The 26,133-nt window shown below is 67.2% G+C and carries 24 protein-coding genes; 18 read left to right on the forward strand and 6 right to left on the reverse strand.

Annotation, left to right across the window (positions count from 1 at the left end; all coding sequences use genetic code 11):
- Positions 1-65 precede the first annotated feature (65 nt).
- From AC06FE_RS00990 to AC06FE_RS01020, 7 genes are all read left to right on the forward strand, one after another.
- Positions 66-995, forward strand: a complete 930-nt coding sequence (locus AC06FE_RS00990; protein WP_478072001.1) for an ArsR/SmtB family transcription factor — start codon at positions 66-68, stop codon at positions 993-995.
- Positions 996-1,017: 22 nt separating this feature from the next.
- A complete protein-coding gene (locus AC06FE_RS00995; protein WP_478072002.1) occupies positions 1,018-2,094 on the forward strand; it encodes a homocysteine S-methyltransferase family protein in 1,077 nt (358 codons plus the stop codon).
- Positions 2,095-2,103: 9 nt separating this feature from the next.
- Positions 2,104-2,709 (forward strand): short chain dehydrogenase, encoded by a 606-nt coding sequence (locus AC06FE_RS01000; RefSeq protein WP_192288192.1) that lies wholly within the window; start codon positions 2,104-2,106, stop codon positions 2,707-2,709.
- Between the two features lie 23 nt (positions 2,710-2,732).
- Positions 2,733-5,546: a methionine synthase gene (gene metH, locus AC06FE_RS01005; protein ID WP_478072355.1), complete on the forward strand. Its 2,814-nt coding sequence runs from the start codon at positions 2,733-2,735 to the stop codon at positions 5,544-5,546.
- A 6-nt stretch (positions 5,547-5,552) separates the two neighbouring features.
- On the forward strand, positions 5,553-6,236 hold the full coding sequence (locus AC06FE_RS01010) for a hypothetical protein (RefSeq protein WP_313251039.1): 684 nt from the start codon (positions 5,553-5,555) through the stop codon (positions 6,234-6,236).
- Positions 6,237-6,240: 4 nt separating this feature from the next.
- Positions 6,241-7,428 carry an MFS transporter gene (locus AC06FE_RS01015; RefSeq protein ID WP_446540435.1) on the forward strand — a complete coding sequence of 396 codons (1,188 nt, stop codon included), beginning with the start codon at positions 6,241-6,243 and terminating at the stop codon, positions 7,426-7,428.
- A 65-nt stretch (positions 7,429-7,493) separates the two neighbouring features.
- Positions 7,494-8,066: an NMCC_0638 family (lipo)protein gene (locus tag AC06FE_RS01020; RefSeq protein ID WP_478072003.1), complete on the forward strand. Its 573-nt coding sequence runs from the start codon at positions 7,494-7,496 to the stop codon at positions 8,064-8,066.
- Between the two features lie 37 nt (positions 8,067-8,103).
- Here AC06FE_RS01020 and AC06FE_RS01025 read toward each other — a convergent pair whose 3' ends face one another.
- From AC06FE_RS01025 to AC06FE_RS01045, 5 genes are all read right to left on the reverse strand, one after another.
- A complete protein-coding gene (locus AC06FE_RS01025; protein ID WP_132864282.1) occupies positions 8,104-8,757 on the reverse strand; it encodes a DUF2058 domain-containing protein in 654 nt (217 codons plus the stop codon).
- 18 nt (positions 8,758-8,775) lie between these two features.
- Positions 8,776-9,015 (reverse strand): SlyX family protein, encoded by a 240-nt coding sequence (locus tag AC06FE_RS01030; RefSeq protein ID WP_132864283.1) that lies wholly within the window; start codon positions 9,013-9,015, stop codon positions 8,776-8,778.
- Positions 9,008-10,357 carry a UDP-glucose dehydrogenase family protein gene (locus tag AC06FE_RS01035; RefSeq protein WP_478072004.1) on the reverse strand — a complete coding sequence of 450 codons (1,350 nt, stop codon included), beginning with the start codon at positions 10,355-10,357 and terminating at the stop codon, positions 9,008-9,010. Before AC06FE_RS01035 ends, AC06FE_RS01030 begins: the two co-directional genes overlap by 8 nt.
- A 28-nt stretch (positions 10,358-10,385) precedes the next feature.
- Complete coding sequence (locus AC06FE_RS01040) at positions 10,386-11,336, reverse strand: FKBP-type peptidyl-prolyl cis-trans isomerase N-terminal domain-containing protein (RefSeq protein ID WP_192288186.1); 951 nt, start codon at positions 11,334-11,336, stop codon at positions 10,386-10,388.
- A gap of 85 nt (positions 11,337-11,421) precedes the next feature.
- Positions 11,422-11,988 carry a glutathione peroxidase gene (locus tag AC06FE_RS01045; RefSeq protein ID WP_132864286.1) on the reverse strand — a complete coding sequence of 189 codons (567 nt, stop codon included), beginning with the start codon at positions 11,986-11,988 and terminating at the stop codon, positions 11,422-11,424.
- Between the two features lie 381 nt (positions 11,989-12,369).
- Here AC06FE_RS01045 and AC06FE_RS01050 point away from each other — a divergent pair, with 381 nt between their 5' ends.
- The 6 genes from AC06FE_RS01050 to AC06FE_RS01075 all read left to right on the forward strand — a co-directional run bounded on the left by AC06FE_RS01050 (position 12,370) and on the right by AC06FE_RS01075 (position 16,634).
- Positions 12,370-12,732 carry a GntR family transcriptional regulator gene (locus tag AC06FE_RS01050; RefSeq protein WP_132864288.1) on the forward strand — a complete coding sequence of 121 codons (363 nt, stop codon included), beginning with the start codon at positions 12,370-12,372 and terminating at the stop codon, positions 12,730-12,732.
- On the forward strand, positions 12,729-13,601 hold the full coding sequence (locus tag AC06FE_RS01055; RefSeq protein ID WP_132864289.1) for an ABC transporter ATP-binding protein: 873 nt from the start codon (positions 12,729-12,731) through the stop codon (positions 13,599-13,601). Before AC06FE_RS01050 ends, AC06FE_RS01055 begins: the two co-directional genes overlap by 4 nt.
- Positions 13,598-14,614, forward strand: coding sequence for a hypothetical protein (locus AC06FE_RS01060; RefSeq protein ID WP_132864290.1), 1,017 nt, complete (start codon positions 13,598-13,600; stop codon positions 14,612-14,614). Before AC06FE_RS01055 ends, AC06FE_RS01060 begins: the two co-directional genes overlap by 4 nt.
- A 29-nt stretch (positions 14,615-14,643) precedes the next feature.
- Positions 14,644-15,474: a DUF4097 family beta strand repeat-containing protein gene (locus tag AC06FE_RS01065; RefSeq protein ID WP_313251062.1), complete on the forward strand. Its 831-nt coding sequence runs from the start codon at positions 14,644-14,646 to the stop codon at positions 15,472-15,474.
- Between the two features lie 31 nt (positions 15,475-15,505).
- On the forward strand, positions 15,506-16,090 hold the full coding sequence (locus AC06FE_RS01070) for a DUF2884 family protein (RefSeq protein WP_478072005.1): 585 nt from the start codon (positions 15,506-15,508) through the stop codon (positions 16,088-16,090).
- A 109-nt stretch (positions 16,091-16,199) separates the two neighbouring features.
- Positions 16,200-16,634: a hypothetical protein gene (locus tag AC06FE_RS01075; RefSeq protein WP_478072006.1), complete on the forward strand. Its 435-nt coding sequence runs from the start codon at positions 16,200-16,202 to the stop codon at positions 16,632-16,634.
- Positions 16,635-16,784: 150 nt separating this feature from the next.
- Here the strand turns inward: AC06FE_RS01075 and AC06FE_RS01080 are convergent, their stop codons facing one another.
- Complete coding sequence (locus tag AC06FE_RS01080) at positions 16,785-18,182, reverse strand: class II fumarate hydratase (protein ID WP_478072007.1); 1,398 nt, start codon at positions 18,180-18,182, stop codon at positions 16,785-16,787.
- Between the two features lie 264 nt (positions 18,183-18,446).
- On the opposite strand from AC06FE_RS01080, the gene purB reads away from it, so the two are divergent.
- From purB to AC06FE_RS01105, 5 genes are all read left to right on the forward strand, one after another.
- Entirely contained in the window at positions 18,447-19,829 is a 1,383-nt protein-coding gene (purB, locus tag AC06FE_RS01085; RefSeq protein WP_192288181.1) for an adenylosuccinate lyase, read from the forward strand.
- A gap of 150 nt (positions 19,830-19,979) precedes the next feature.
- The gene (locus AC06FE_RS01090; protein ID WP_478072008.1) at positions 19,980-20,504 is read left to right on the forward strand and encodes a DUF3060 domain-containing protein; all 525 of its coding nucleotides are present in this window, start codon (positions 19,980-19,982) and stop codon (positions 20,502-20,504) included.
- 206 nt (positions 20,505-20,710) lie between these two features.
- Positions 20,711-22,186 (forward strand): ribosomal protein uL16 3-hydroxylase, encoded by a 1,476-nt coding sequence (locus tag AC06FE_RS01095; RefSeq protein WP_478072009.1) that lies wholly within the window; start codon positions 20,711-20,713, stop codon positions 22,184-22,186.
- Entirely contained in the window at positions 22,183-23,088 is a 906-nt protein-coding gene (locus AC06FE_RS01100) for a GNAT family N-acetyltransferase (RefSeq protein WP_478072010.1), read from the forward strand. Before AC06FE_RS01095 ends, AC06FE_RS01100 begins: the two co-directional genes overlap by 4 nt.
- 179 nt (positions 23,089-23,267) lie before the next feature.
- Positions 23,268-26,099: a 2-oxoglutarate dehydrogenase E1 component gene (locus tag AC06FE_RS01105; RefSeq protein WP_478072011.1), complete on the forward strand. Its 2,832-nt coding sequence runs from the start codon at positions 23,268-23,270 to the stop codon at positions 26,097-26,099.
- The last annotated feature ends 34 nt before the right edge of the window (positions 26,100-26,133 follow it).

Raw genomic sequence — 26,133 nt, forward strand, 5'->3', positions numbered from 1 at the left:
GCCTTGCCTTGACCCGGCGTGGCGGCAGCGCGAAAATATCTCTATATCGCGATAGGTAGATATTTATGGATCTGGAAGACTGGTCAACCCGTCTGAAAGTGTTCGCCGATGCAACGCGGGTACGCCTGCTGACGCTGCTTGAACAGGAAGAACTCACCGTAGCCGAGTTGTCGGCCATCACCACGCTGGCCCAGCCGCGCGTGTCCACCCACCTGGCGCGCCTGAAGGAAGCCGGGCTGGTCCGCGACCGCCGTGCCGGCGTGTCCGCGTACTACCGCTTCGACGAGGCCTCGCTGGACCCGGCCCAGCGCGCATTGTGGCATGCCCTGAGCACCGGCAGCGACGACCCGCTGCTGCGCCAGGACGCCGAGCGCGTGCCGGCGGTGCTGGCGATGCGCGCCGCCGACCAGAACTGGGCCGACAGCGTGGCCGGCGACATGGAACGCCACTACTCCCCGGGCCGCACCTGGGAGGCGATGGCGCGCAGCGCGCTGCCGCTGCTGGAAACCGGCGACGTGCTCGACATCGCCTCCGGTGATGGCGTGCTGGCCGAACTGCTGGCCCCGCACGCACAGCGCTACGTCTGCATCGACACCAGCGCCCGCGTGGTGGCCGCCGCCAGCGAGCGCCTGCGCAAGCTGCCCAACGTGGAGGTGCTGGAAGGCGACATGCACAAGCTGCCCTTCGCCGATGGCAGCTTCGACCTGGTGGTGCTGATGCATGCCCTGACCTACTCCAGCCACCCGGCCAAGGCCGTGGCCGAGTGCGCCCGGGTACTGCGGCCCGGCGGCCGGCTGATGCTGTGCAGCCTGGCCCGGCATGAGCACAAGGTGGCGGTCGAGGCCTACGGCCACGTCAACCTGGGCTTCACCGGCAAGGAACTGCGCAAGTTCGTCGAGAAGACCGGGCTGGAAGTGTCCAGCCTGGAAACCGTGACCCGCGAGAAGCGCCCGCCGCACTTCGAAGTGATCGCGCTGATCGCCCATCGTCCCTGAAGCATCGAACCCGGCCCGCCCTATGCAAGCCCTCCCCTGGCTCCACCCCGAACGCGTCGCCAAGCTGCTGGCCGCGCTTGAACAACGCATCCTGATCATCGACGGCGCCATGGGCACGATGATCCAGCGCCATCGCCTGGAGGAAGGCGACTACCGGGGCGAGCGCTTCGTGGGCGGGTTCGACAGCCAGCACGTGCACGAACCCGGTTGCGAGCACGACCTCAAGGGCAACAACGACCTGCTGCTGCTGACCCGCCCGGACGTGATCGCCGGCATCCATACCGCCTACCTGGAGGCCGGTGCGGACCTGGTGGAGACCAACACCTTCAACGCGACCTCGATCAGCCAGGCCGATTACCACCTGGAACACCTGGTGTACGAGCTCAACAAGGCCGGTGCCCAGGTCGCCCGCCAGTGCTGTGACGCAGTGGAAGCCCGCACCCCGGACAAGCCGCGCTTCGTGATCGGCGTGCTCGGCCCGACCAGCCGCACCGCCTCGATCAGCCCGGACGTCAACGACCCCGGCTTCCGCAACACCAGCTTCGACGCGCTGCGGCAGACCTACCGCGAGGCCATCGACGGGCTGATCGACGGCGGCGCCGACACGCTGATGGTGGAAACCATCTTCGACACGCTCAATGCCAAGGCGGCGTTGTTCGCCATCGAGGAGGTCTTCGACCAGCGCGGCGGGCGGCTGCCGGTGATGATCTCCGGCACCATCACCGATGCCTCCGGCCGTACCCTGTCCGGCCAGACCGCCGAGGCGTTCTATGCCTCGGTCGCGCATGGCAACCCGCTGTCGATAGGCTTCAACTGCGCGCTCGGCGCCACCGACATGCGCCCGCACGTGGAAACGCTGGCGCAGGTGTCCAGCGGCTACGTCAGCGCGCACCCCAACGCCGGCCTGCCCAATGCCTTCGGCGAGTACGACGAGACCCCCGAGGAAATGGCCGCCACCCTGAAGGAGTTCGCCGAATCCGGCCTACTCAACCTGGTCGGCGGCTGCTGCGGCACCTCGCCCGACCATATCCGTGCCATCGCCGAAGCGGTCGCCGGGCTGCCACCGCGCGCCCTTGCCCCGCTCACCAAGGCTGCCTGAGGAAACGCCATGAAGAAGAAGATCCTGCTGGTGGGTGCCAGTGGCACCCTGGGCAAGGCCGTTGCCGCACACCTGCGCCAACGGCATGAGGTGATCACCGCCTCGCGTTCGGACGCCGCGCATCCGGTCGACCTCGGTGACGAGCAGAGCGTATCGGCGCTGTTGCAGGCGGTGGGTCCGTTGGATGCCATCGTCTCCACCACCGGCAACGTTCATTTCGGCCCGTTGACGCAGATGACCGCCGCCCAGTTCAACCAGGGACTGCAGGACAAGCTGCTGGGCCAGGTGCGACTGGCACTGCTCGGCCAGCATCACCTCAATGAGGGTGGCTCGATCACCCTGACCACCGGCATCCTCACCGAACAGCCGATCGCCCAGGGCGCCAATGCCACCGCGGTCAACGCAGCGGTGGAGGGCTTCGTCCGCGCCGCCGCGCTGGAGCTGCCGCGTGGCCTGCGCATCAACGTGGTCAGCCCCAGCGTGCTGGTCGAAGCGCTCGATGCCTACGGCGACTTCTTCCCGGGCTTCGAACCGGTCAGCGCCGCACGTGCCGCCCTGGCCTACCAGCGCAGCATCGACGGCATCGCCAACGGACAGGTTTTCAAGGTCTGGTAATGGGCAACGACTCCTCCCCCGCCATGCACTACACCCGCCTGTCCGGCCTGGAACCGCTGGTCATCACCCCGGACCTGCTGTTCATCAACGTGGGCGAACGCACCAACGTCACCGGCAGCGCGCAGTTCCGCAAACTGGTCAAGGAAGAACGCTACGAGGAAGCCGTCGAGGTCGCCCGCCAACAGGTGGCCAACGGGGCGCAGATCCTTGACGTCAACATGGACGAAGGCCTGATCGATTCGGAGAAGGCGATGGTGCGCTTCCTCAACCTGATCATGTCCGAGCCGGACATCGCGCGCATCCCGGTGATGGTCGATTCCTCCAAGTGGAGCGTGATCGAGGCCGGGTTGAAGTGCCTGCAGGGCAAGAGCGTGGTCAACTCGATCTCGCTCAAGGAAGGCGAGGCCGCCTTCCTTGAACACGCGCGGCTGGTGCGCCGCTACGGCGCCGCCGCGGTGGTGATGGCCTTCGACGAAGTGGGCCAGGCCGACACCTGCGAACGCAAGGTGGAGATCTGCACGCGCGCCTACCGCATCCTCACCGAGCAGGTCGGTTTCCCGCCGGAAGACATCATCTTCGACCCGAACATCTTCGCCGTGGCCACCGGCATCGAGGAGCACGACAACTACGCGGTGGACTTCATCGAGGCCACCCGCATCATCAAGCGCACGCTGCCCGGCTGCCATGTCTCCGGCGGCGTATCGAACGTGTCGTTCTCGTTCCGCGGCAACGAGACCGTGCGCCAGGCGATCCACTCGGTGTTCCTGTACCACGCCATCCAGGCCGGCATGGACATGGGCATCGTCAACGCCGGCGCCATGCCCATCTATGACCAGCTCGACCCGGAACTGCGCGAAGCGGTCGAGGATGTGATCCTCAACCGCCGCCGCGACGGCACCGAACGCCTGCTCGACATCGCCGAGCGCTACAAGGGCAGGAAGGGCGAGAAGAAGACCGAGGACCTGGGCTGGCGCCAGCACCCGGTGCGCGCGCGCCTGGCCCATGCGCTGGTGCATGGCCTGGATGCCTGGGTCGAGGAAGACACTGAGGAGGCCCGCCAGCAGGCCAGCCGGCCGCTGGACGTGATCGAAGGCCCGTTGATGGACGGCATGAACGTGGTCGGCGACCTGTTCGGCGCCGGCAAGATGTTCCTGCCGCAGGTGGTCAAGTCCGCGCGCGTGATGAAGAAGGCCGTGGCCTACCTGCTGCCCTTCATCGAGGAGGAGAAGGCGCGCACCGGTGACGTGGGCAAGTCCAACGGCAAGATCATCATGGCCACGGTCAAGGGCGACGTGCACGATATCGGCAAGAACATCGTCGGCGTGGTCCTGGCCTGCAACAACTTCGAGGTCGTGGACCTGGGCGTGATGGTGCCGGCGCAGAAGATCCTGGACGCCGCCCGCGCCGAGAACGCCGACATCATCGGCCTGTCCGGGTTGATCACCCCGTCGCTGGAAGAGATGAGCCACGTCGCCAGGGAGATGCAGCGACAGGGCTTCAGCATGCCGCTGATGATCGGCGGCGCCACCACCTCGCGTGCGCATACCGCGCTGAAGATCGACCCGTTCTACAGCGCGCCGACGGTGTGGGTGAAGGACGCCTCGCGTGCGGTCGGCGTGGCCCAGTCGCTGATTTCCAGCGACCTGCGCGACGCCTTCGTCGCCGCAAACGACGCCGACTACGCCGACATCCGCAACCGCCACAGGAACCGCGGTGATGCCAAGCGGCTGGTATCGCTGGAGCATGCGCGCGGCCAGCGCTTCACCTGTGACTGGGCGCAGTACACCCCGCCGGCACCCGCCTCGCCCGGCCTGCACGTGTTCGACGACTATCCGCTGGAAGACCTGCTGCCGGTGATCGACTGGACGCCGTTCTTCCAGGCCTGGGAGCTGGCCGGCAAGTTCCCGGCGATCCTCACCGACGAGATCGTCGGGCCGCAGGCCAGTGACCTGTTCAAGGATGCGCAGGCGATGCTGAAGCGGATCGTTGATGAGAAATGGCTGACGGCCCGGGCCGTGTTTGGAATCTGGCCGGCGAACAGCAAGGGCGACGATGTGGTGGTGAACCTTGCAGGCGCAGCATTCACCTCCCTTCCCCCGTTCACGGGGGAAGGTGCCCGCAGGGCGGATGGGGGCGGCTCTGGCTCCACGGGCCCTAAGAGCGCCCTCCCCCCAACCCCTCTCCCGCGCGCGGGAGAGGGGCTTGCTCAGCTTGATTCGCACCACACCCTGCACTTCCTGCGCCAGCAGGTCGACAAGCCGGCCGAGCGCCCGGATTTCTGCCTGGCCGACTTCATCGCCCCGGAAACCAGCGGCAAGCAGGACTGGATCGGTGCCTTCGCGGTCACCGCCGGCATCGGCATCGAGCCGCACGTGGCCCGCTTCGAAGCCGCCTACGACGACTACAACGCCATCCTGCTCAAGGCCCTAGCCGACCGCCTGGCCGAGGCCATGGCCGAGCGCCTGCACCAGCGCGTGCGCACCGAGTTCTGGGGCTACGCCGCCGACGAGCAACTCGACAACGAGGCGCTGATCGCCGAGAAGTACAGCGGCATCCGCCCGGCCCCCGGCTACCCGGCCTGCCCGGAGCACAGCGAGAAGCAGACCCTGTTCGCGATGCTGGGCGCCGGCGACATCGGTATGTCGTTGACCGAGAGCTTCGCGATGTTGCCGACCGCGGCGGTCTCGGGCTATTACTTCAGCCATCCGCAAAGCCAGTACTTCGTGGTGGGCCGGGTCTCGCGCGAACAGGTCAGCGACTACGCCCGCCGCAAGGGCGTGGAGCGCGCCCAGGTTGAACGCTGGCTGGCCTCCAACCTGGACTACGACCCCGAGTAAGCCGCCATGGAAAGCCGCAACGCCGAACTGATCCGCAAGTACGCCCGGCCGGGCTGCATCGGCCTGTGCGGCACCTCTGACTGGATCGGCAAGGCCATCCGCAAGGCCCAGGCGCCGCTCACCGAGGACGGGCACCGCAGCCTGTGGTCGCACGCCTTCCTGTTCAGCGAACAACGCCTGGACGGCCATTGGTGGGTGCTCGAATCGGACCTGGACCTGCGCAACCGCCAGTTGCGGCTCGGCGCGCAGGAGAACCGCGCCGACCGCTACTTCGACGATGAGGCCTTCCCCAACCTGGCCATCCTCGACTTCAACCTGGACGCCGCCCAGACCCGCAACGTCCAGGTCGCCGCGCTGGACCTGCTGGCCGGGCTGTCCAGCTACTCGCTGAGCGAGCTGGTGGGCACGTTGTTCGCGATGCACAGCACCCGCCTGCGGCGGCGCGGCAACCTGCTGTCCAAGGAAGGCGCGCTGTACTGCTCGGCGATGGTGCAGCATTGCTACACCGCCGCCGGCATCGACCTGATGCCGGGGGTGCACGGCAAGAACGTCGCCCCGCAGGACCTGTACGATTCGGACCTGCCCCATACCACCCACTCGCTCATCCGCGACCTCGGCATCTCCAGCCTGCGCCGGCTCAAGCACGGCACCGTGGAACTGTTGAACACCCCGGTCGAAGACCTGTTCTGACCCCATGACCGCCGCAAGCCCCCTCCCCGCAGCCGTGCCCACCGCGCGGCTGTCGAGCTTCTACTTCTTCTACTACGCCGCGCTCGGCGCGTTCACCCCGTACTGGAGCCTGTACCTGCAGTCGCGCGGCATGACCGTCACCGCGATCAGCGTGATGATGAGCCTGTGGTACGCCACCCGCGTGGTCGCACCCAGCACCTGGACGTCGCTGGCCGCGGTTTCGCCCAGGCCGATCCGCTGGCTGCGCATCGGCTGCGTGCTGACCCTGCTCAGCTTCTGCGGCTTCCTGCTGCCGGCGCCACAGTGGACGCTGTACGGGGTGATGATCGCCTTCTGCTTCTTCTACAACGCGGTGATGCCGCAGTTCGAGTCGATCACCCTCACCCACCTGGGCAGCGACAGCCACCGTTACGGGATGATCCGGGTGTGGGGCTCGTTCGGCTTCATCATCGTGGTCACCCTGTTCGGCTGGCTGATCGAGCACCACGGCGCCGGCAAGCTGCCGTGGCTGATGCTGCCGCTGTTCGTGCTGATGATCGGCTCGGCGTTCGCCAACCGCTACGCGCGCGGCATCGGCAGCCACAGCCACCACGACGGCGGCTTCTGGGCCATCGTCCGGCAGAAGCACGTCATCGCCTTCTTCATCGCCGCTTTCCTGGAGCAGTTGTCGTTCGGCCCGTACTACACGTTCTTCTCGCTCTACATGGACCAGCATGGTTACAGCACCTCGCTGCTGGGCGTGATGTGGACGGTGGGCGTGGTTTTCGAGGTCGCGGTGTTCTTCCTGATCGCCGGCTTCTTCAAGCGCTGGGATGCCAGCTGGCTGCTGATCATTTCCATGGCCAGCGCCGCGCTGCGCTGGTGGGTGACCGCGCTGTACCCGGAGAACCTCCCGGTGATGCTGGTCGCGCAGACCACCCATTGCCTGGGCTTCGCGGCGTTCTTCGCGTCGGCCATGCAGCTGCTGGCGCGCTACTTTCCCGGCAACCTCAACGGCCACGGCCAGGGCCTGTTCTACGGCTTCTCATCCGGCCTGGGCGGCGTGCTCGGCGCACTGATCGCCGGCCAGCTGTGGCGGTTCGGCGACGGCAAGGCCGCCTTCCTGGTGGGCGGCGGCTTCGCCCTGCTCGGCTCGCTGATCGCCCTGTACTGGCTGCCGCCATCGCGCCAGGCCCGCCAAGCCGCAGGCTGAGCACACCCTTCCCCTGCCCGGTCCTGCTATAACGGCGCAGCGTTCACGACTCAGGGGGAGTTGTCATGAAACTGCACCGTTGGCCCTGCATTGCAGTGGCTGCACTGCTGCTCGCCGCACCCGGGCTGGCCCGGGCCGAGGAAGACCAGACCTTCGGCGCCTTCGTCTCCTCCTGCTTCCAGTACCTGGGCGAACCGCAGAAGCTGACCGAGACGCTGGACCGGGTGGCCCAGCGCCTGCAGGGCGAGACGGCGCACCAACACCTCAACGGAAGGGCCGGCAAGGCCTGGCTGATGACGGTCGAAGACAGTGTCTACGGCTTCGTACTGACCGACCAGGGCACCTGCACGATGACCGCCGCCAGCGGTGACCCGGAGACCATCGCCCAGGATTTCGTCCTTTTCAGCGAACTGGCCGAGAACAGTTACCGGATCGCCCAGGAGCCGGTCACCCGCGAAGACGGATGGGACTACCACGGCCTGACCGTGTTCGACCCGGGCAACCCCACCGACATCTACGTCCACATGGCCGTCAACACGGCACCAGTGACCGATCGACGCGCGATCATCAGCGTTGCCCGGGTCCGCAGCACCGATCCCGATCGCCCTGCCCGCACAACAAAAAAGACAGGCCACTGACCTGTCTTTTCCGTGTCCATCGCGGTGAGCGGTGCACCTACCAGACCAGATCGTCCGGCACCTGGAACTTCGGGTCCGCGTAGGGGTCGTCCTCGATCGGCGCGTTCGGGTCGACCTTCAACGCCACGCTCGGCGCGAACACGGCTTCGGCCTCGGCCAGCAACGCCGCGGTGACCAGCAGGTAGCGGCCATTCTGCTGCAGCACGCCCAGCTCACCGGCGTTGAGCGCCTTGAGCTGCTCGGCGGTGACGTAGATGCGCTTGATCTTGCCGCCATAGGGGAAGTGGCGGGCGATGTCGGCATCGGGGACATTGAGCCCCTTGTCCTTGATCAGCTCGTCCAGCTTGGCGCGCGCTTCGCGGCGCAGGCGGGCTTCTTCCTGCTTCAGCCGCTCGGCCTCGATGCGTTCGTCCTTCTCCCGCTGCGCACGGATCGCATAGGCCTTGGCCAGGTCGATGTCCTCCTGCGAACGCGGCTTGTGCGGGCCCTGCCGCTGCGGCTTGCCCTGCGCCGGCCTGGCCTGCCCCGGCTTGCCAGCGTGTGCCTGCGGCTTGCCACCACCGGGCTTGCCCGGCGGCTGGCCCTGGCGGTTCGGTGCACGCCCGTCACGGCGCGCTTCGGGTTTGCGCTCCGGCTTGGGCGCGGCCTTGAAACCCAGCCCGAGGAGCTGGTCGCGAAGAGTGTCACTCATGCTTGCAATGCTTCTGTATCAGTAGTGCGGGGGCGGCGGCTCGGTGGCCGGGTCGGCGTACAGCGCCGTACGCACCTTGCCGAGGTCATCGAGCAGGTTGCGCAGCAGGTTGGTGTTGCGGGTGCCTTCCATCCGGGCTTCGGCCAGGGCCTCGCTCAGTTCGGCCAAGGCCTGTTCCTGGAAGGAAACACGCATCTCCAGCTCGATCAGGCGTGATTCCAGCGCCTGTTCGCGCTCGCTGGGGATTGGGTCATGCATGCAGGGAGCGTCCCCGGCCAATGCCGTAATAGGCGAGGCCGGCGGCCTCGATCTCCTGGGGTTCATAGATGTTGCGGCCATCGAACACCACCGCATCACCCAGCGTTTGGCGCAGCCGTGCGAAATCCGGGCTGCGGAACTGCTTCCATTCGGTGATCACGGCCAGCGCGTCGGCACCTTCCAGTGCTTCGTATGCGGTCTCGCAGAACACCAGGTCCGCCCGCTCGCCGAAGACCCGACGGGCTTCGTGCATGGCTTCCGGGTCGAACACCCGCACCGTGGCACCTGCCTCCCACAACTGCGCCAGCAGGCGCCGGCTCGGGGCCGCGCGCATGTCATCGGTGTTGGGCTTGAAGGCCAGGCCCCACACGGCGAAGGTCTTGCCGCGCACGCCCTCGTCCTCGCCACGGTCGTAGTGGCGCTGGATCAGCTCGAACAGATGGCCCTTCTGGCCATCGTTGACCGCCTCTACCGCGTTGAGCAGCTGCGCCTGGTGGCCATGCTGGGCCGCGGTGCGCGCCAGCGCCTGCACGTCCTTGGGGAAGCAGGAGCCGCCATAGCCGGCGCCGGGATAGATGAAGTGCCAGCCGATGCGCGGGTCAGAGCCAATGCCCTGGCGCACCTGCTCGATGTCGGCCCCCACGCGCTCGGCGATGTTGGCGATCTCGTTCATGAAGCTGATCTTGGTCGCCAGCATCGCATTGGCGGCGTACTTGGTCAGCTCGGCCGAGCGCACGTCCATCTCGACGACGCGGTCGCGGTTGCGGTTGAACGGCGCATACAGGCGGCGCAGCACCGCCACCGCGTCCGGATTGTCGGCACCGATGACGATGCGGTCCGGGCGCATGCAGTCGGCCACCGCATCGCCTTCCTTGAGGAATTCGGGATTGGAAACCACGTCGAAGGCGATCTCCACGCCGCGCGCGGCCAGTTCCCCGGCAATCGCGGCACGGACCTTGTCGGCCGTGCCCACCGGCACGGTCGACTTGTTGACCACCACCGCCGGCTGCGTCAGATGGCGGCCGATGGTGCGGGCCACCGCCAGCACGTACTGCAGGTCGGCGCTGCCGTCTTCATCCGGCGGCGTGCCGACCGCGATGAAGACGACCTGGCCATGCGCGATCGCGCTGGCCGCCTCGGTGGTGAAGGCCAGCCGCCCTGCGGCGTGGTTGGCCTTCACCATCGGCTCCAGGCCGGGCTCGTAGATCGGGATGATTCCCTGCCCGAGGCCATCGACCTTTGCCTGGTCGATATCGACGCAGATCACGTCGTGGCCGACTTCGGCCAGGCAGGTCCCGGTGACGAGACCCACGTAACCGGTACCGAAAATCGCTACGCGCATGGCTGCGACGGCTCCGTTCTGATGCGGATTACTGCAGGACGCCCAGCAGCTCGACGTCGAAGGTCAGCGTGGACTCCGGGCCGATCGGGCCGCTGCCATTGCTGCCATAGGCCAGCTCGGCGGGGATCCAGAAGCGATACTTGGCGCCGACCGGCATCAGCGACACGCCCTCGGTCCAGCCCTTGATGACCTGGTTCAGGCCGAAATCGACCGGCTGGCCACGCTCGTAGCTGCTGTCGAACACGGTGCCGTCCAGCAGCTTGCCTTCGTAGTTGACGCGCACGCGGCTGGTGGCCATCGGACGCTCGCCGCTGCCGGCGCGCAGCACCTGGTACTGCAGGCCCGAGGCGGTGGTCACCACGCCCGGCTGGGTCTTGTTCTTGGCCAGGAATGCATTGCCCTGCTCACGGTTCTTGCCGGCGACGGCGGACTGCTTGGCGGTGCTGAATGCCTGCAGCGTGGCCTTGGCCTGCTCATGGGTCATCGTCGGGTTGCCCTTGGAGAACACGTCGTTGACCGCCTTGAACACCGAGTTCAGGTCGATGTCGTCCTTGATCGCGGCCAGCGACGGGCCCACGGCGTAGCTGCCGAGCATCAGGCCGACCTTCTTGCGGTCGACGGTCGGCTGGCTGCCCGGCGCTAGGCCCGGCACCTGCTGGCCGGCGCGGGCCATCATCACGGTGCGCAGCGCGGCGTCGGTCTGCTGGGCTTCTTCCTGCGAGAGCAGCGGCTGGCCGCCGGCGAACGCATTCTCGACGGCACGGCGCAGTTCGGCCACGTCCACTTCGCCAGCGATGGGCTCAAACGAGCTGGCGACATCAATACCGATGGCATAACTGATCGTTTCACGTTCCGAGGTCAAAACGGACTTCTCCTTGGTAGCCGCCGGAGCGGCAGGTTGTTGCGAAAACGCGACCCCGGGGGCCGCCATCGCCAGAATCAGAAGCGACGCAACTGCGCCACGCTTTCCCATCTTCATTCGCTGCTTTCCTGGAAGTGAACAAACGCCACCGGTGGCGCGAGGGGCGACATTGTCGCATGCGCACCGGATATGTCGAGGCAGGTCAACGCGCCGGAACCGGGGCCGCCAGCTCGCGATCGATCGCCGCGCGCAGCTCCGGGTCATCCGGGCGCACCCGGCTCGGGAACTGCGCCACCACCCGCCCGTCGCGGGAGATCAGGTACTTGTGGAAGTTCCAGGCCGGTGCCACGCCGGTGGCACGCGTCAACTCGCGGTACAGCGGCGTGGTTTCCGGGCCGATCACATGCACTTTCTGGAACATCGGGAAGCGCACGCCATAGGTCAGCGTGCAGAACTCCTGGATCTGCTCCTCGCTGCCGGGCTCCTGGCCTTTGAAATCATTGGACGGAAAGCCCAATACGGCAAAACCACGCGCGGACAGTTGCTGTTGCAATGCCTCCAGCCCTTCGTACTGGGGCGTGAAGCCACATTTGGAGGCGGTGTTGACCACCAGCAACACCTTGCCGCCGTAGGTGCGGTTCAGGTTGATCTCCTCCTTGCCGGCCAACGAACGGTAGTTCTGGTCCAGCAAGGGGCCGGCCGAGGCCCCGGCAATGGCGCCGAAGCCAACTCCAACCACCAATCCAATCAATGCGTTACGAAGCTTCATGAGCATTCTCCGGGTGACCTGGACCGCCAACGGGCGGCATAGGCCATCAGTTGGGCATGCAGGGAGTTGCATGCCGCCGTGTCGGTGTTATAGTTGCATACAACACCAGCCACCCTACACAGGGAGTCCGAGATGGCCAGCAAGCACAGCAGACACGTCCTACCGGCCCTGACCGTCAGCGGCGCACTGTTGCTGCTTGGCTGCTCGGCTGCACTGCAGAGCGGTCAAACCGACCGCGGGAATTATGCAGCGCAGGCAGCTGGTGAACAGCAGGATGCTACCGCCCCAACCCATGCGAAACGACCGGCCCGACGGATGCGTACCAGTCTGTCACTGCCCTACTTCTCCTTCGCACAGTCGCTGAATCCGCGGAGCTGACCCATGACCGATATCCAGTGGAGCGATGGCGCTCCCATCTACCGCCAGCTGAAGGATCGCGTGATCGCGATGATGCTGGACGGTGTCCTCAAGCCGGGTGATGCCCTGCCCTCGGTGCGCCAGGTGGCGGCCGAGTACCAGCTCAATCCGATCACCGTCTCGCGGGCCTACCAAGAGTTGGCCGACGAGAACCTGGTCGAGAAGCGCCGTGGCCTTGGCATGTTCATGACCGAGGAAGCCGCGCTGAAACTGCGCGGCAACGAGCGCGACCGTTTTCTCAACGATGAATGGCCCAGCGTACTGGAGCGCATCCAGCGCCTGGGTCTGACCTTGAAAGATCTGCTGCCACCGGGGACCACTCTATGAACGCCGCCGTCGAAGCCGTCGTTTCCGCCAAGGGCCTGCGCAAGGCCTACAAGCAGAAGCCGGCGCTGGACAACACCAGCTTCACCATTGAACCGGGTCGCATCGTCGGCCTGATCGGCCCCAACGGCGCCGGCAAGACCACCGCGCTGAAGGCCCTGCTCGGCCTGACCGCGGTCGAGGGCGAGCTGCGGGTGCTGGGCATGGACCCGCGTACCCGTCGCAACGCGCTGATGAACGACGTGTGCTTCATCGCCGACGTGGCGGTGCTGCCGCGCTGGATCCGGGTCAAGGAGGCCATCGACTTCGTCGCCGGCGTCCACCCGCGCTTCGACCGCGCCCGCTGCGAGCGCTTCCTGGCCAATACCAAGCTCAACCCGAAGCAGCGCGTGCGCGAGCTGTCCAAGGGCATGGTGGTGCAACTGCACCTGGCCCTGGTGATGGCCATCGACGCCAAGGTACTGGTGCTCGACGAGCCGACCCTGGGCCTGGACATCCTGTACCGCAAGGAGTTCTACCAGCGCCTGCTGGAAGACTACTTCGACGAGCAGAAGACCATCATCGTCACCACCCACCAGGTGGAGGAGATCGAGCACATCCTCACCGACGTGCTGTTCATCCGCGACGGCAGGATCGTCCTGTCCACCGACATGGAAACCCTGGCCGACCGCTACACCGAGTTGCTGGCCTCGGCGGACACGCTGGAAGCAGCGCGCGCGCTGGGCCCGATCGACGAGCGCAGCCTGCCGTTCGGCAAGACTGTCCTGCTCTACGACGGCGTCGAGCGCAGCCGCATCGCCGCCCTCGGTGAAACCCGCAACCCCGGCCTGGCCGACCTGTTCGTGGCCACCATGAAGGGAACCTACGCATGAACGCCGCACACCACATCACCCCGCTGGGCAAGCTGAAGTGGCTGCTCAAGCGCGAATACTGGGAAAACAAGGGCGGTTTCTTCTGGGCACCGGTCGTGGCCGGCGGCGTGTCGCTGCTGCTGTCCTCGATGGCGATCATCGCCGGCCTGTGGGCGGCCAGCCGCGCGGCGAGCACCGGTGACCTCCATATCAATGGCGTGAACGTCAACGGCCTGGACCTGAGCCTGCTGACCAGCCAGATGTCGGCCGGTGATGCCCAGGACCTGGCCAACGGCATCAACTTCACCCTGCTGCTCAGCGCCGGATGGCCGTTCATCGTGCTGATGTTCGTGGTGTTCTTCTACTTCCTGGGCGCGCTGTACGACGATCGCCGCGATCGCAGCATCCTGTTCTGGAAGTCGATGCCGCTGTCGGACACCCAGACCGTGCTGTCCAAGCTGATCGCCGGTGTCGTGCTGGCACCGCTGCTGGCCACCGTGGCCGCCATCGTCGCCATGTTCGGCTTCCTGGCCATCATCAGCCTGGTCGTGCTCGCCCATGGTGGCAGCCCGATGACGCTGATCTGGGGCCCCGCCGAGCCGTTGACCATCGCCGCGTCGTTCCTGTGCCGCATCCCGGTCTACGCGCTGTGGGCGTTGCCGACCGCCGGCTGGCTGCTGATGTGCTCGGCCTGGGCCAAGAGCAAGCCGTTCCTGTGGGCGGTGATGCTGCCGGTGTTCTCCGGCGTGGTGGTGAGCTGGTTCGGCCTGATGCGCCTGTTCGGCAGCGACGGCAGCTGGTTCTGGGCGCACGTGGTTGGTCGCCTGCTGCTGGGCACCGTCCCCGGCGTGGACCTGGCCTACACCGCCGATGCCCGTGCCCCGCGTGAGTCGCTGCATTCGTTGCTGGATGGCTTCTCCCCGGCCACCCAGTTCGCCGCCCTGGCCACGCCGGAGTTGTGGATTGGCGCCGCGGTGGGCATCGTCTTCATCGCCGCCGCCATCTGGCTGCGCCAGCGCCGCGACGAAATCTGAGCCCTCATCCGCAATCGCAAGGAAAACAGATGAATATCAAGCCCTTCCTGTTCGCCCTCGCCCTGCTGCCGGCCGGCGCCTTCGCGGCCGAGGAACACTGCAAGTTCTCCGAGCCCAAGGCGCTGGAACTGGAACTCGGCGACGCCAAGGCCGTGGTGTTCGAGGTCAACAGCCACGACCTGCGCCTGGTCGCAAGCCCCGGTGCCAGGGCGGCGGTTTCCGGCCGCGCCTGCGCCTCCACCCAGGACCTGCTGCGCCAGTTGTCGGTCAGCCAGCAGAAGGTCGGCGACAAGCTGGTGGTCCGCCTTGAACGCCAGAGCCAGGGCCTGAACTTCAACTTCAGCGGCAGCACCTACGCTTACTTGGACGTGTCCGGCACCCTGCCGGACACGATCCTAGTGCAGCTGAAGGTCGGCTCGGGCGACGCCTCGCTGACCGGTGCGCATTCGATGAGCGCCGATGTCGGTTCCGGCGACGTGGTCGCCCGCGACATCAAAGGCCTGGCCACCGCCGCGGTGGGCTCCGGTGACATCGAGCTGAGCACCATCAGCGCACTCCACGTCGTCTCCATCGGTTCGGGCGACGTCAAGGTCGACGGCGTGCGTGGCGACGCCCGGGTCGGCAGCATCGGCTCCGGCGACCTGGAACTGCGCAACGTGCAGGGTGCGGTGAGCATCGACAGCGTCGGCTCCGGCGACGTCGACGTGCGCGACGTGCGCGGTGCCGTCAGCGTCGGTTCGCTCGGCTCGGGCGATGTCGAAGTCCGCAACGCCGCCAGCCTGCAGGTACGTCGTACCGGCAGTGGCTCGGTCAACCACTCCGGCATCACCGGCACGGTCGACCTGCCCAAGAAGCGCTGATTCCCATTCCCGTCCGCAACGGAAGCCCACCATGAAACTCGTCAATGCCCCCCTGCTCGCCCTGATGCTCGTCCTGCCGCTGGCCGCCTGTGGCGAGCGCCCGCAGGCCAATGCGCCGCAGACCGACACCACGCTCGGCCAGAAGGTCCGCGAAGCCACCAACGAGGCACGCAAGGAACTGACCCAGGGCAACATCAGCATTGGCAGCGACGGCGCCAAGGTCGAGATCTCGCCCGCCGGCGACCTGCTGATCAACGGCACCGCCGTCGCGCTGAACGACAGCCAGCGCGCGCTGACCCTGCAGTATCGCGAACGGACCATCGCCATCGCCGAGGCCGGCATCGAGATCGGTGTGCAGGGCGCCAACCTGGGCGCGCGCGCGGCCGGCGAAGCCCTGAAGGGCATCTTCAGCGGTGACACCGACAAGATCGAGGAACGCGTCAACGCCGAAGCCGAGAAGCTCAAGGCCAATGCGGCGAAGATCTGCGACCAGATGCCGGCGTTGCTGGCCACGCAGCAGCAGCTGGCGGCAGCGGTGCCGGAGTTCCGGCCCTACGCCAAGATGGACCAGAGCGACATCGACGACTGTCGCGACGGGCACGTCGAACTGCCCTGATCCCGGTGTCGGGCGCGCCTGCGGGCCGCGTCCCAGGTCGCCACCGGGACAGCGCGGACGGCGGGAGCGGTAGAATGCCGCTTCCGCCGTTCACGTATCTGCTGCTGTCATGAAAAAACTGCTGCTGCTCGCCCTGGTTGCCTTCGCCGTGCTCGCCACCGGCTGCGACCGCGAAAAGTACGCTGCCCATCGGTCCGAGCGCAGCAAGCCCAAGACCGAGGTCACCACCGACCGCATCGCGATCCGTCGCGCCCCGTTCCCGAACCTGGACATCCTTCCCGATGGCCAACTGCGCGTGGACGACATCGAGATCCCGCTCAAGCCCGAGCAGCGCGAACTGCTGCAGACCAGCTTCGTGAAGCTGCAGATCCTGCGCCAGAACACCCTGACCGACGCCACCAGCAACGGCGCCGCGCCCACTTCGCGCACGGTCCGGATCGATGTACCCGCCAACCAGCCGGTGTTCCCGGCCGATATCGCCGAACGCGTTCCCGAGTTCAAGGGCTACGCCGAGGCCCTGGCCAACACCCAGGCGGTTCGCTGAGCCGATGCCCGCCGGCGCGCCTCCAGGCGCGAAGCCGGCAATCCTCCCCTCAGTGCCGGCAGCCGCAGCCGCCGGCACCCTCGGCTTGGCGGCCGAGGCCGCTCCTACCCGGGTCCCAACGGGTAGAAGCGCCCCCGGAGCACGCCGACCTCAATGGTCGTGGATGCCACCCAGCGTCAGCGCCGCCGGGTCCAGCAGGCGCTTGAGCTCGGCCTCGGACAGGCCGCTGTCCTCCACCGCCACCTCCAGCACCGGCCGCTGCTCCTTGTAGGCGCGCTTGGCGATCGCCGCGGCCTTCTCGTAGCCGATGATCGGGTTCAGCGCGGTCACCAGGATCGGGTTGCGGGCCAGTGCCTCGCGCACCCGCTCCTGCTTGACCACCAACCCGGCGAACACCTTGTCGGCCAGCAGGTTCATCACGCTGGACAGCAACTGGATCGAATCGAGCAAGTTGGCCGCGATCAACGGCAGGGTCACGTTCAACTGGAAGTTGCCGGTCTGCCCGGCCACGGTGATCGCGGTGTGGTGGCCGATCACCTGCGCGGCGGCCATCACCGTCGCTTCCGGGATCACCGGATTGACCTTGCCCGGCATGATCGAACTGCCCGGCTGCAGCGCCGGCAGCTCCACCTCGCCCAGCCCGGCCAGCGGACCGGAGTTCATCCAGCGCAGGTCGTTGGCGATCTTGATCAGGGCCACGGCCAGCGCGTTGAACTGGCCGGACAGCTCGACCGCATCATCCTGGGCGGCCAGGCCTTCGAACTTGTTGTCCGCGCTGTCGAACTTCACCCCGGTGCCGGTACTCAGCACCTTGGCCACCTTGCCACCGAAGCGCGGGTCCGCATTGATGCCGGTGCCGATGGCGGTGCCGCCCAGCGGCAGCCGGCGCAGCCGCTTCAGGGCGTCCTCGATGCGGCCCTGCGCCGACGTCAGCTGCGCCGACCAGGCGCCGAACTCCTGGGCGAAGGTCAACGGCATGGCGTCCATCAGGTGCGTGCGGCCGGTCTTGACCACCTTGCCCAGCCCGCGGCCGCGCTTGTCGATGGTCTTGCGCAGGTGCCGCAACGCCGGCAGCAGGGTCTCCACCGTGGCCAGCTGCGCCGAAACACGGATCGCGGTGGGGATCACGTCATTGGAGCTCTGCCCCAGGTTGACGTGGTCATTGGGGTGTACCGCGGTCTTGCCGGCCTTCCCGCCCTGGTTGGCCAGGGTGGCGATGACCTCGTTGGCGTTCATGTTCGACGAGGTTCCCGAGCCGGTCTGGTACACATCGATCGGGAAATGCGCGTCATGCGCGCCGGCGGCCACGTCCTGCGCAGCCGCCTGGATCGCCTTGCCCACGCCCTTGGGCAGCAGCCCCAGCCCGGTATTGACCTCGGCCGCGGCCCCCTTGATCAGCCCCAGCGCGCGGATGAATTCGCGCGGCATGCGCTGCCCGGACACCGGGAAATTCTGCGCCGCCCGCTGCGTCTGGGCGCCCCACAAGGCCTCGGCGGGCACCTGCAGTTCACCCATGCTGTCGTGTTCAACCCTGAAACCCTTGCTCATCGTTCAACTCCGCGTTGCGTGTTCATGGAAGGAAGTCGCAGCTTGCTGATGGCGCGGCGCGCTTGGCTGGCAATGCCGCTACACGATACGCCGACCCGCTGGGTACGGCATGCCTGCCCGCCCGCCGGGCGGCAGACCCTGTCCTGCCCGATCACGGCCTTCGGCCCGCGGCCGGGCCGCGTCACCGCGAACACCGGCCCCGCCGTGGCGCCCGCCAGACGGGTAGAATGTGCGCCCCCGCCACTGCCCCAACTGCCCGCCGACATGACGGATACGTCCCGCCCCGAAGCCGCCCTGCTCGCCCTGTCCCCGCTGGACGGCCGTTACGCCAGCAAGGTCGACGCCCTGCGTCCGATCTTCTCCGAGTACGGCCTGATCAAGGCCCGCGTGAAGGTGGAGATCGAATGGCTGCTGGCACTGGCCGCCGAGCCGGGCATCGGCGAACTGGCCGACTTCAGTGCCGCCGCCAAGACGCGCCTGCGCGCCCTGGCCGACGGCTTCTCGGTCGCCAACGCCGCCCGCGTCAAGGAGATCGAGCGCACCACCAACCATGACGTCAAGGCGGTGGAGTACTTCATCAAGGAGCAGCTCAAGGACGACGCCGAGCTGGCCCCGGCGCTGGAGTTCGTGCATTTCGCCTGCACCAGCGAGGACATCAACAACCTGTCCTACGGCGTGATGCTGGAAGAGGCCCGCCGCACCGTGCTGCTGCCGACCCTGACCGGGATCGCCGCCAGCCTGCGCACGCTGGCCCACGCGCAGGCCGGACAGCCGATGCTCTCGCGCACCCACGGCCAGACCGCCTCGCCGACCACGCTGGGCAAGGAAATCGCCAACGTCGTGGCCCGCCTGGAGCGCCAGATCCGCCAGATCGACGCGGTCGAGCTGACCGGCAAGATCAACGGCGCGGTCGGCAACTACAACGCCCACGTCGTGTCCTACCCGGCGGTGGACTGGCCGGCCTTCGCCGAGCGCTTCGTCACCTCGCTGGGCCTGGTGTTCAACCCGTACACCACCCAGATCGAGCCGCACGACAACGTGGCCGAGATCGGCGACGCCGCGCGCCGCGCCAACACCATCCTGATCGACCTGGCCCGCGACATCTGGGGCTACATCTCGCTGGGCTACTTCAAGCAGAAGCTCAAGGAAGGCGAAGTCGGCTCCTCGACCATGCCGCACAAGGTCAACCCGATCGACTTCGAGAACGCCGAAGGCAACTTCGGCATCGCCAACGCGCTGTTCGAGCACTTCAGCGCCAAGCTGCCGATCAGCCGCTGGCAGCGCGACCTCACCGACTCCACCGTGCTGCGCGCGCTGGGCACCGCCTTCGGCCACAGCCAGGTGGCACTGGAGTCGCTGGCCAAGGGCCTGGGCAAGCTGACCGTGAACCCGGAGCGCCTGGATGCCGACCTGGACGCGGCCTGGGAAGTGCTGGCCGAAGCCGTGCAGACGGTGATGCGCCGCCACGGCCTGCCGAACCCGTACGAGCAGCTCAAGGCCCTGACCCGCGGCCACGGCATCACCGCCGATTCGATGCGCGAGTTCATCGAAACGCTGGAACTGCCGGCCGATGCCAAGCAGCGCCTGCGCGAACTGACCCCGGGCGGCTATGTTGGCCTGGCGGCGGACCTGGCCAAGGCGATCTGATCGGCGACCCTGCACGCCCTTCATCCGGCCTGCGGCGACGGCGGAGCGAAAGCTCCGCCGTTTCCTTATGAACGGGCCACAGGCACCGCGTAATAAAATCTTCGCACGGCCTCTGCCAGCATCGGGCAACCCGATGACAGTGGAGTCCCCATGCGGATCAGCCCCTTCCTGCTCGCACCGACCCTGGCCGCGCTCAGCGCCTGCACCCCCGCCCCCCCGGAAGCCGGCACCGCCGCGCCGGCGGCAGCGGCACCATCGCCGACCCCTGCGACGGCCGTTTCCGACACCCTCAACGACCCGGGCAGCGGCGCCGACTGCGCCGGCAAGAACCTACGCATCAGCCGCGACAACACCACGCTGGTCATCAACGGCGAATGCGGCGAGGTCACCATCACCGCCTCCGGCGGCAGCCTCAACTTCGACAAGGCCCGGACCATCGTCCTCGAAGGCAGCCATTACACGGTGCTCAACACCGACGTGGACACGGTGCGGGTGGTGGGCAGCGACAACACGCTCAACCTGACCAATGCCCGCCGCATCGAGGTCAGTGGCAACAACAACATGATCCTGTCCCGCGAAACGGCCGAAGTCCAGTTCAGCGGCAATACCAACACGCTCAACACCGACGCCCAGCCTCAGGTGGACGACCGCGGCAGCGGCAACCGGGTCATCTGACCTGCCCCCGCCCCGTAGCGCGGCGCCATGCTCCGTCGGGGCCTTGCCGGCCACGCCGCCCAGCGTGGTCCAGCACCATTGTCATCCCCGTGGCGATTGATCCAGATCAGCCACCCATCGTGCGGTTTGCCGCCAACAAGGGGACAATAGCCGCGATACGCGCCGCAGGCGCCTGATTCCCGTTTTCCGCTGCAAGGATCTCCCCCATGGCTGCACGCAAGCAAAAGACCTATCCGATCGAAGTCCAGGCCAAGCCCGGCCTGCCGCTGGGCATGGCCCCGGCCACCTTCCTGCGCGACTACTGGCAGAAGCGTCCGCTGCTGATCCGCGCCGCGTTCCCCGACTTTGAAACCCCGGTGATGCCCGAAGACCTGGCCGGCCTGGCCTGCGAGGAAGGCGCGCTGGCCCGCATGATCAGCCACGACCGCGCCACCGACGGCTGGACCGTGCGCACCGGCCCGTTCCAGGAAGAAGATTTCCCCGGCATGCCCGACCACGACTGGACCCTGCTGGTGCAGGACGTGGACAAGTGGGACCCGGATGTCCGTGCCCTGATCGGCTACTTCGATTTCCTGCCGCGCTGGCGCATGGACGACGTGATGATCAGCTTCGCCGCCACCGGCGGCTCGGTCGGCGCCCACGTCGACCAGTACGACGTGTTCCTGCTGCAGGCCTACGGCCACCGCCGCTGGCAGATCGACGCCAGCGAGTCCACCAAGGGCAAGCGTCCGCCGCTGGACTTCCGCCCCGACGTGGAGCTGAAGCTGCTCAAGAAGTTCAAGAAGACCCACGACTGGGTGCTCGGCCCGGGCGACATGCTGTACCTGCCGCCGAACGTGCCGCACAACGGCGTGGCTGAAGACCCCTGCCTGACCTTCTCCTTCGGCATGCGTGCGCCGTCCTCGGCCGAACTCATCAGCGACTACCTGGACGACCTGGTCGCCGGCGCCGATGAGTCCATCCGCCTGCAGGACCCGGACCTGAAGCTGCACGACGACCCGAACGAGATCGACGAGGCCGCCATGCGCCGCGTCGTCACCGCCCTCAATGCCCTGCGCATGAACGACCCGGACCGCCTGGGCAACTGGTTTGGCCGCTTCATCACCACCTACCGCTCGGCCGGCGACATCCTGCCCTCCCAGGCCCCCAGCTCGGCCGGGGAAGTGGACGCCGAACTCGCCAATGGCGGCGTGCTGGAGCGCCATCCCTGGGCCCGCACCGCGTGGCGACGCGCCACCAAGGGCGCCACCCTGTACATCTCCGGCCAGGCCTGCGCCCTGCCGGTCAAGGATGCCCAGGTGCTGGCCGGCACCGAGCGCCTGGATGCCACCGTCTGGCGCAAGCTGTCGGCCAAGGGCCGCACCACCGTGCTGGAACTGATCGCCGGCGGCTTCTTCCAGCTGCTCGATGCCCAGACCCTGGCCGCCGAGGCCGCGTGGGATGAGCAGGAAGAAGGCTTCGGGGATGAGGCCCTGGCCATCGCCGGGGAAGTGGACGAGGCGCTGGAACTGGACGAGGACGACGCCGATGGCGACGCCCCGGAAGTCGAGATCGAGGTGTTCGAGTACACCGAAGCAGGCGAAGGCGAGCCGGCCTCGGCCAACATCGGCACCGTCCAGGTCAACGACGAGGGGGTGGAGGTCGTGGTGATCTACGACGACGAGGACGCCCCACAGGCATGACCTCAGGCAGCGGCTTCAGCGTCCAGCCCGCCGACTACGCCGTGCAGCGCGACCAGCTGCACGGCGTCCGCCATGCCGTGTTCGTCAACGAACAGCGGGTACCGGCGGAACTGGAAGTCGATGCGCTGGACCCGCTCAGCCACCATGTGCTGGCACTGGATGCCGACGGCCGGGCCATTGGTGCCGGCCGCCTGACCCCGGAACGCCGCATCGGCCGCATGGCGGTCCTGCCCGGCTGGCGCAGCCAGGGCGTCGGTGACGCCCTGCTGGCCGCCTTGGTCGGCCAGGCCAGGGCGCTGGGCTGGGGCGAGGTCAGCCTGCACGCCCAGCTGCCGGCCCGCGATTTCTATGCCCGCAATGGCTTCCTGCCCGAAGGCCCGACCTTCCAGGAAGCCGGCATCGAACACCAGACCATGCGCCAGCGTCTGGACGGCGCCCTGCGCGTGAGCGACCGTGAGCAAGCCCTCGCCGCCACCGCCACGGTGATCCACCGCGCCCGTCGCGGCCTGTACCTGCACCTGCGCTGTGCCGACGACCTGTTCGGCGAGCCGCTCGTGCTCGGTGCCCTGCGCCGCTTCGCCGCCGCCCGGCATGACAAGCAGATGCAGGTCCTGGCCGAGGAGGCCGACCTGGTCGCCCTGCCCGCCGCGGTGCTCGCCCTGTTCCAGCGCCTGCCCAGCGTGTTCGTCGTGCGTACCCCGGTGGACCCCACCGACGTCCAGGTGGCCAGCGGCCGTATCGGCAACGACATCGGCGACTGCTACTTTCGTCCAATGGGCGTCCTTCTGGAGGGTGAACTCACGCTGGCGGCCCATCCCCGGATCCGCGCACCGGACGAGCAGTTCCAGCGCATCTGGCAGCGTTCACGCGACTGCAACGCACTTCGCGTACTTGGGATTTGACGATATCCGCACAACGGGACAAGCACTGACCAGGTATTAATCCCCGGGACAGTGTGCATGCCCCTTCCTGTCCCGTGAGGGGTATAATTCAGCGGTTAGAACACGCCCGCGCGGAGCGCTGCAGCCAGGCTCCGCCGGTTTCCCCAGAATTACCCCACAAGCGAATCCGACCCTCCATCGTGGACAATCTACTGAAGCAGTTTGCGCAGTCATCGCAACTCGCCGGCGGCAACGCCTCCTATGTCGAGGACCTGTACGAGCAGTACCTCGTCTCCCCGGACAGTGTGGACCCCAAGTGGAAGTCCTACTTCGACGGCTTCAAGGGCCGCGAAGCTGGTGATGTCCCGCACTCTGCCGCCATCGCCCACATCACCGAAGCCGCCAAGAACGCGTTCAACGCAGGCTTCTCCGCTGGCGAAGGCGACGAGCGCGAGCGCAACGTCGGCCGCCTGATCACCGCCTACCGTTCGCGCGGCCACCTCGGCGCCAACCTTGATCCGCTGGGCCTGACCCCGCCGACCAACCCGCCGGACCTCAGCCTGCCGTTCCACAACCTCAGCGATGCCGACCTCAACGACGAGTTCAGCACCGGTGGCGTGGGCGGCCAGCCGCGCATGAAGCTGCGTGACCTGCTGGCACGCCTGAAGGCGACCTACACCGGCTCCATCGGCGCCGAGTTCATGTACATCGCCGAAGTCGAGCAGCGCCAGTGGCTGTACAAGCGCCTGGAGCAGGCCGGCGGCAACTACAACCTCGATGCCGACACCAAGCGCCGCACGCTCGAGCGCCTGACCGCCGCCGAGGGCCTGGAACGCTACCTGCACACCAAGTACGTCGGCCAGAAGCGCTTCTCGCTGGAAGGCGGCGACTCGCTGATCCCGATGATGGACACCATCATCCGCGACGCCGGCAAGGAAGGCGTCAAGGACGTGGTGATCGGCATGGCCCACCGCGGCCGCCTCAACGTGCTGGTCAACACCCTCGGCAAGAACCCGCGCAAGCTGTTCGACGAATTCGAAGGCAAGTTCGAGCACGACGACCGTGCCGTCGCCGGTGACGTGAAGTACCACATGGGCTTCTCGGCCGACGTCGCCAGCGATGGTGGCCCGGTCCACCTGGCCCTGGCCTTCAACCCGTCGCACCTGGAGATCGCCGACCCGGTGGTCGCCGGTTCGGTGCGTTCGCGCCAGGAACGCCGCAACGACACCGCGCGCAAGCAGGTGATGCCGATCCTGATCCACGGCGACGCCGCATTCGCCGGCCAGGGCGTGGTGATGGAGCTGTTCCAGATGTCGCAGGCCCGCGGTTTCACCGTCGGCGGCACCGTGCACATCGTCATCAACAACCAGGTGGGTTTCACCACCTCCAACCGCGACGACTCGCGCTCGACCCTGTACTGCACCGACATCGCCAAGATGGTCGCTGCCCCGGTCCTGCACGTGAACGGCGACGACCCGGAAGCGGTGGTGTTCGCCGCCAAGCTGGCCTATGACTTCCGCCAGCAGTTCCACAAGGACGTCGTGATCGACCTGGTCTGCTACCGCCGCTGGGGCCACAACGAGGCCGACGAGCCGGCGATCACCCAGCCGCTGATGTACCAGGTGATCCGCAAGCACAAGACCACCCGCGAGCTCTACGCCGAGCAGCTGGAAGCCGCCGGCGTGATCGCCGCCGGTGCCGGCAAGGAAATGGTCGACGCCTACCGCAACAAGCTGGATTCGGGCGAAGTCACCACCGAGCTGGCCGTGGTCGAGAAGACCCCGACCACCAGCAAGATGTACGTGGATTGGCCGCGCTACCTGTCCGGCAAGCTGTCCGACCCGGTCAGCACCCAGGTCGAGATGGGCAAGCTGACCCAGCTGGCCACGATGATCAACACCGTCCCGGACGGCGTGGAGCTGCACTCGCGCGTGGCCAAGGTGTACGACGACCGTCGCAAGATGGCCGCCGGCGAGATCCCGGGCGACTGGGGCTTTGCCGAGAACCTCGCCTACGCCACCCTGCTGGACGAAGGCAACAGCCTGCGCCTGGTCGGCCAGGACGTGGGCCGCGGCACCTTCACCCACCGCCACGCGATCCTGCACGACCAGAAGACCGACAACTACTACCTGCCGCTGCGCCAGCTGGTCCAGTCGCCGGAGCAGGCCACCATCATCGATTCGCTGCTCAGCGAAGAAGCCGTGATGGCGTTCGAGTACGGCTTCTCCACCACCGACCCCAACACCCTGTGCATCTGGGAAGGCCAGTTCGGTGACTTCGCCAACGGTGCGCAGGTCGTGATCGACCAGTTCATCGCCTCCGGTGAAGCCAAGTGGGGCCGCATCTCCGGCCTGACCCTGCTGCTGCCGCACGGCTACGAAGGCCAGGGCCCGGAACACAGCTCGGCGCGCCTGGAGCGCTTCCTGCAGCTGTGCGCGCTGGAGAACATGCTGGTCTGCGTGCCGTCCACCCCGGCCCAGGCGTTCCACATGCTGCGTCGCCAGATGCGCATGGACACCCGCAAGCCGCTGATCGTCATGTCGCCCAAGTCGCTGCTGCGCCACAAGCTGGCCGTCTCGACCCTGGACGAACTGGCCAATGGCGAGTTCCAGCACCTGATCAGCGACACCACCGCCAAGGACATCAGCAAGGTCAAGCGCGTGGTGCTGTGCTCGGGCAAGGTCTACTACGACCTGCTGGAGGACGTGACCAAGCGTGGTCAGGAAGACGTCGCCCTGGTCCGCGTGGAGCAGCTCTATCCGTTCCCGCGCCCGGCGCTGGTCGCCGAGCTGAAGAAGTACGGCAAGGCCGACGTGGTGTGGTGCCAGGAAGAGCCGATGAACCAGGGTGCCTGGTACCAGATCAAGCACCACCTGCAGGCATGCCTGGCCGATGGCCAGTCGCTGCATTACGCAGGCCGTCCGCGTTCGCCGTCGCCGGCTGTGGGCCACATGTCCGACCACCTGCGCGAACTGTCGCAGTTGCTGGCCGACGCACTGGTCAACACCTTCAACGACAACTACGCCGAATAAGCCCCTTTTTCCACAAGAAAACGAAACCAGGAAA

The sequence above is a fragment of the Stenotrophomonas sp. Steno-C18 genome (assembly GCF_056393195.1).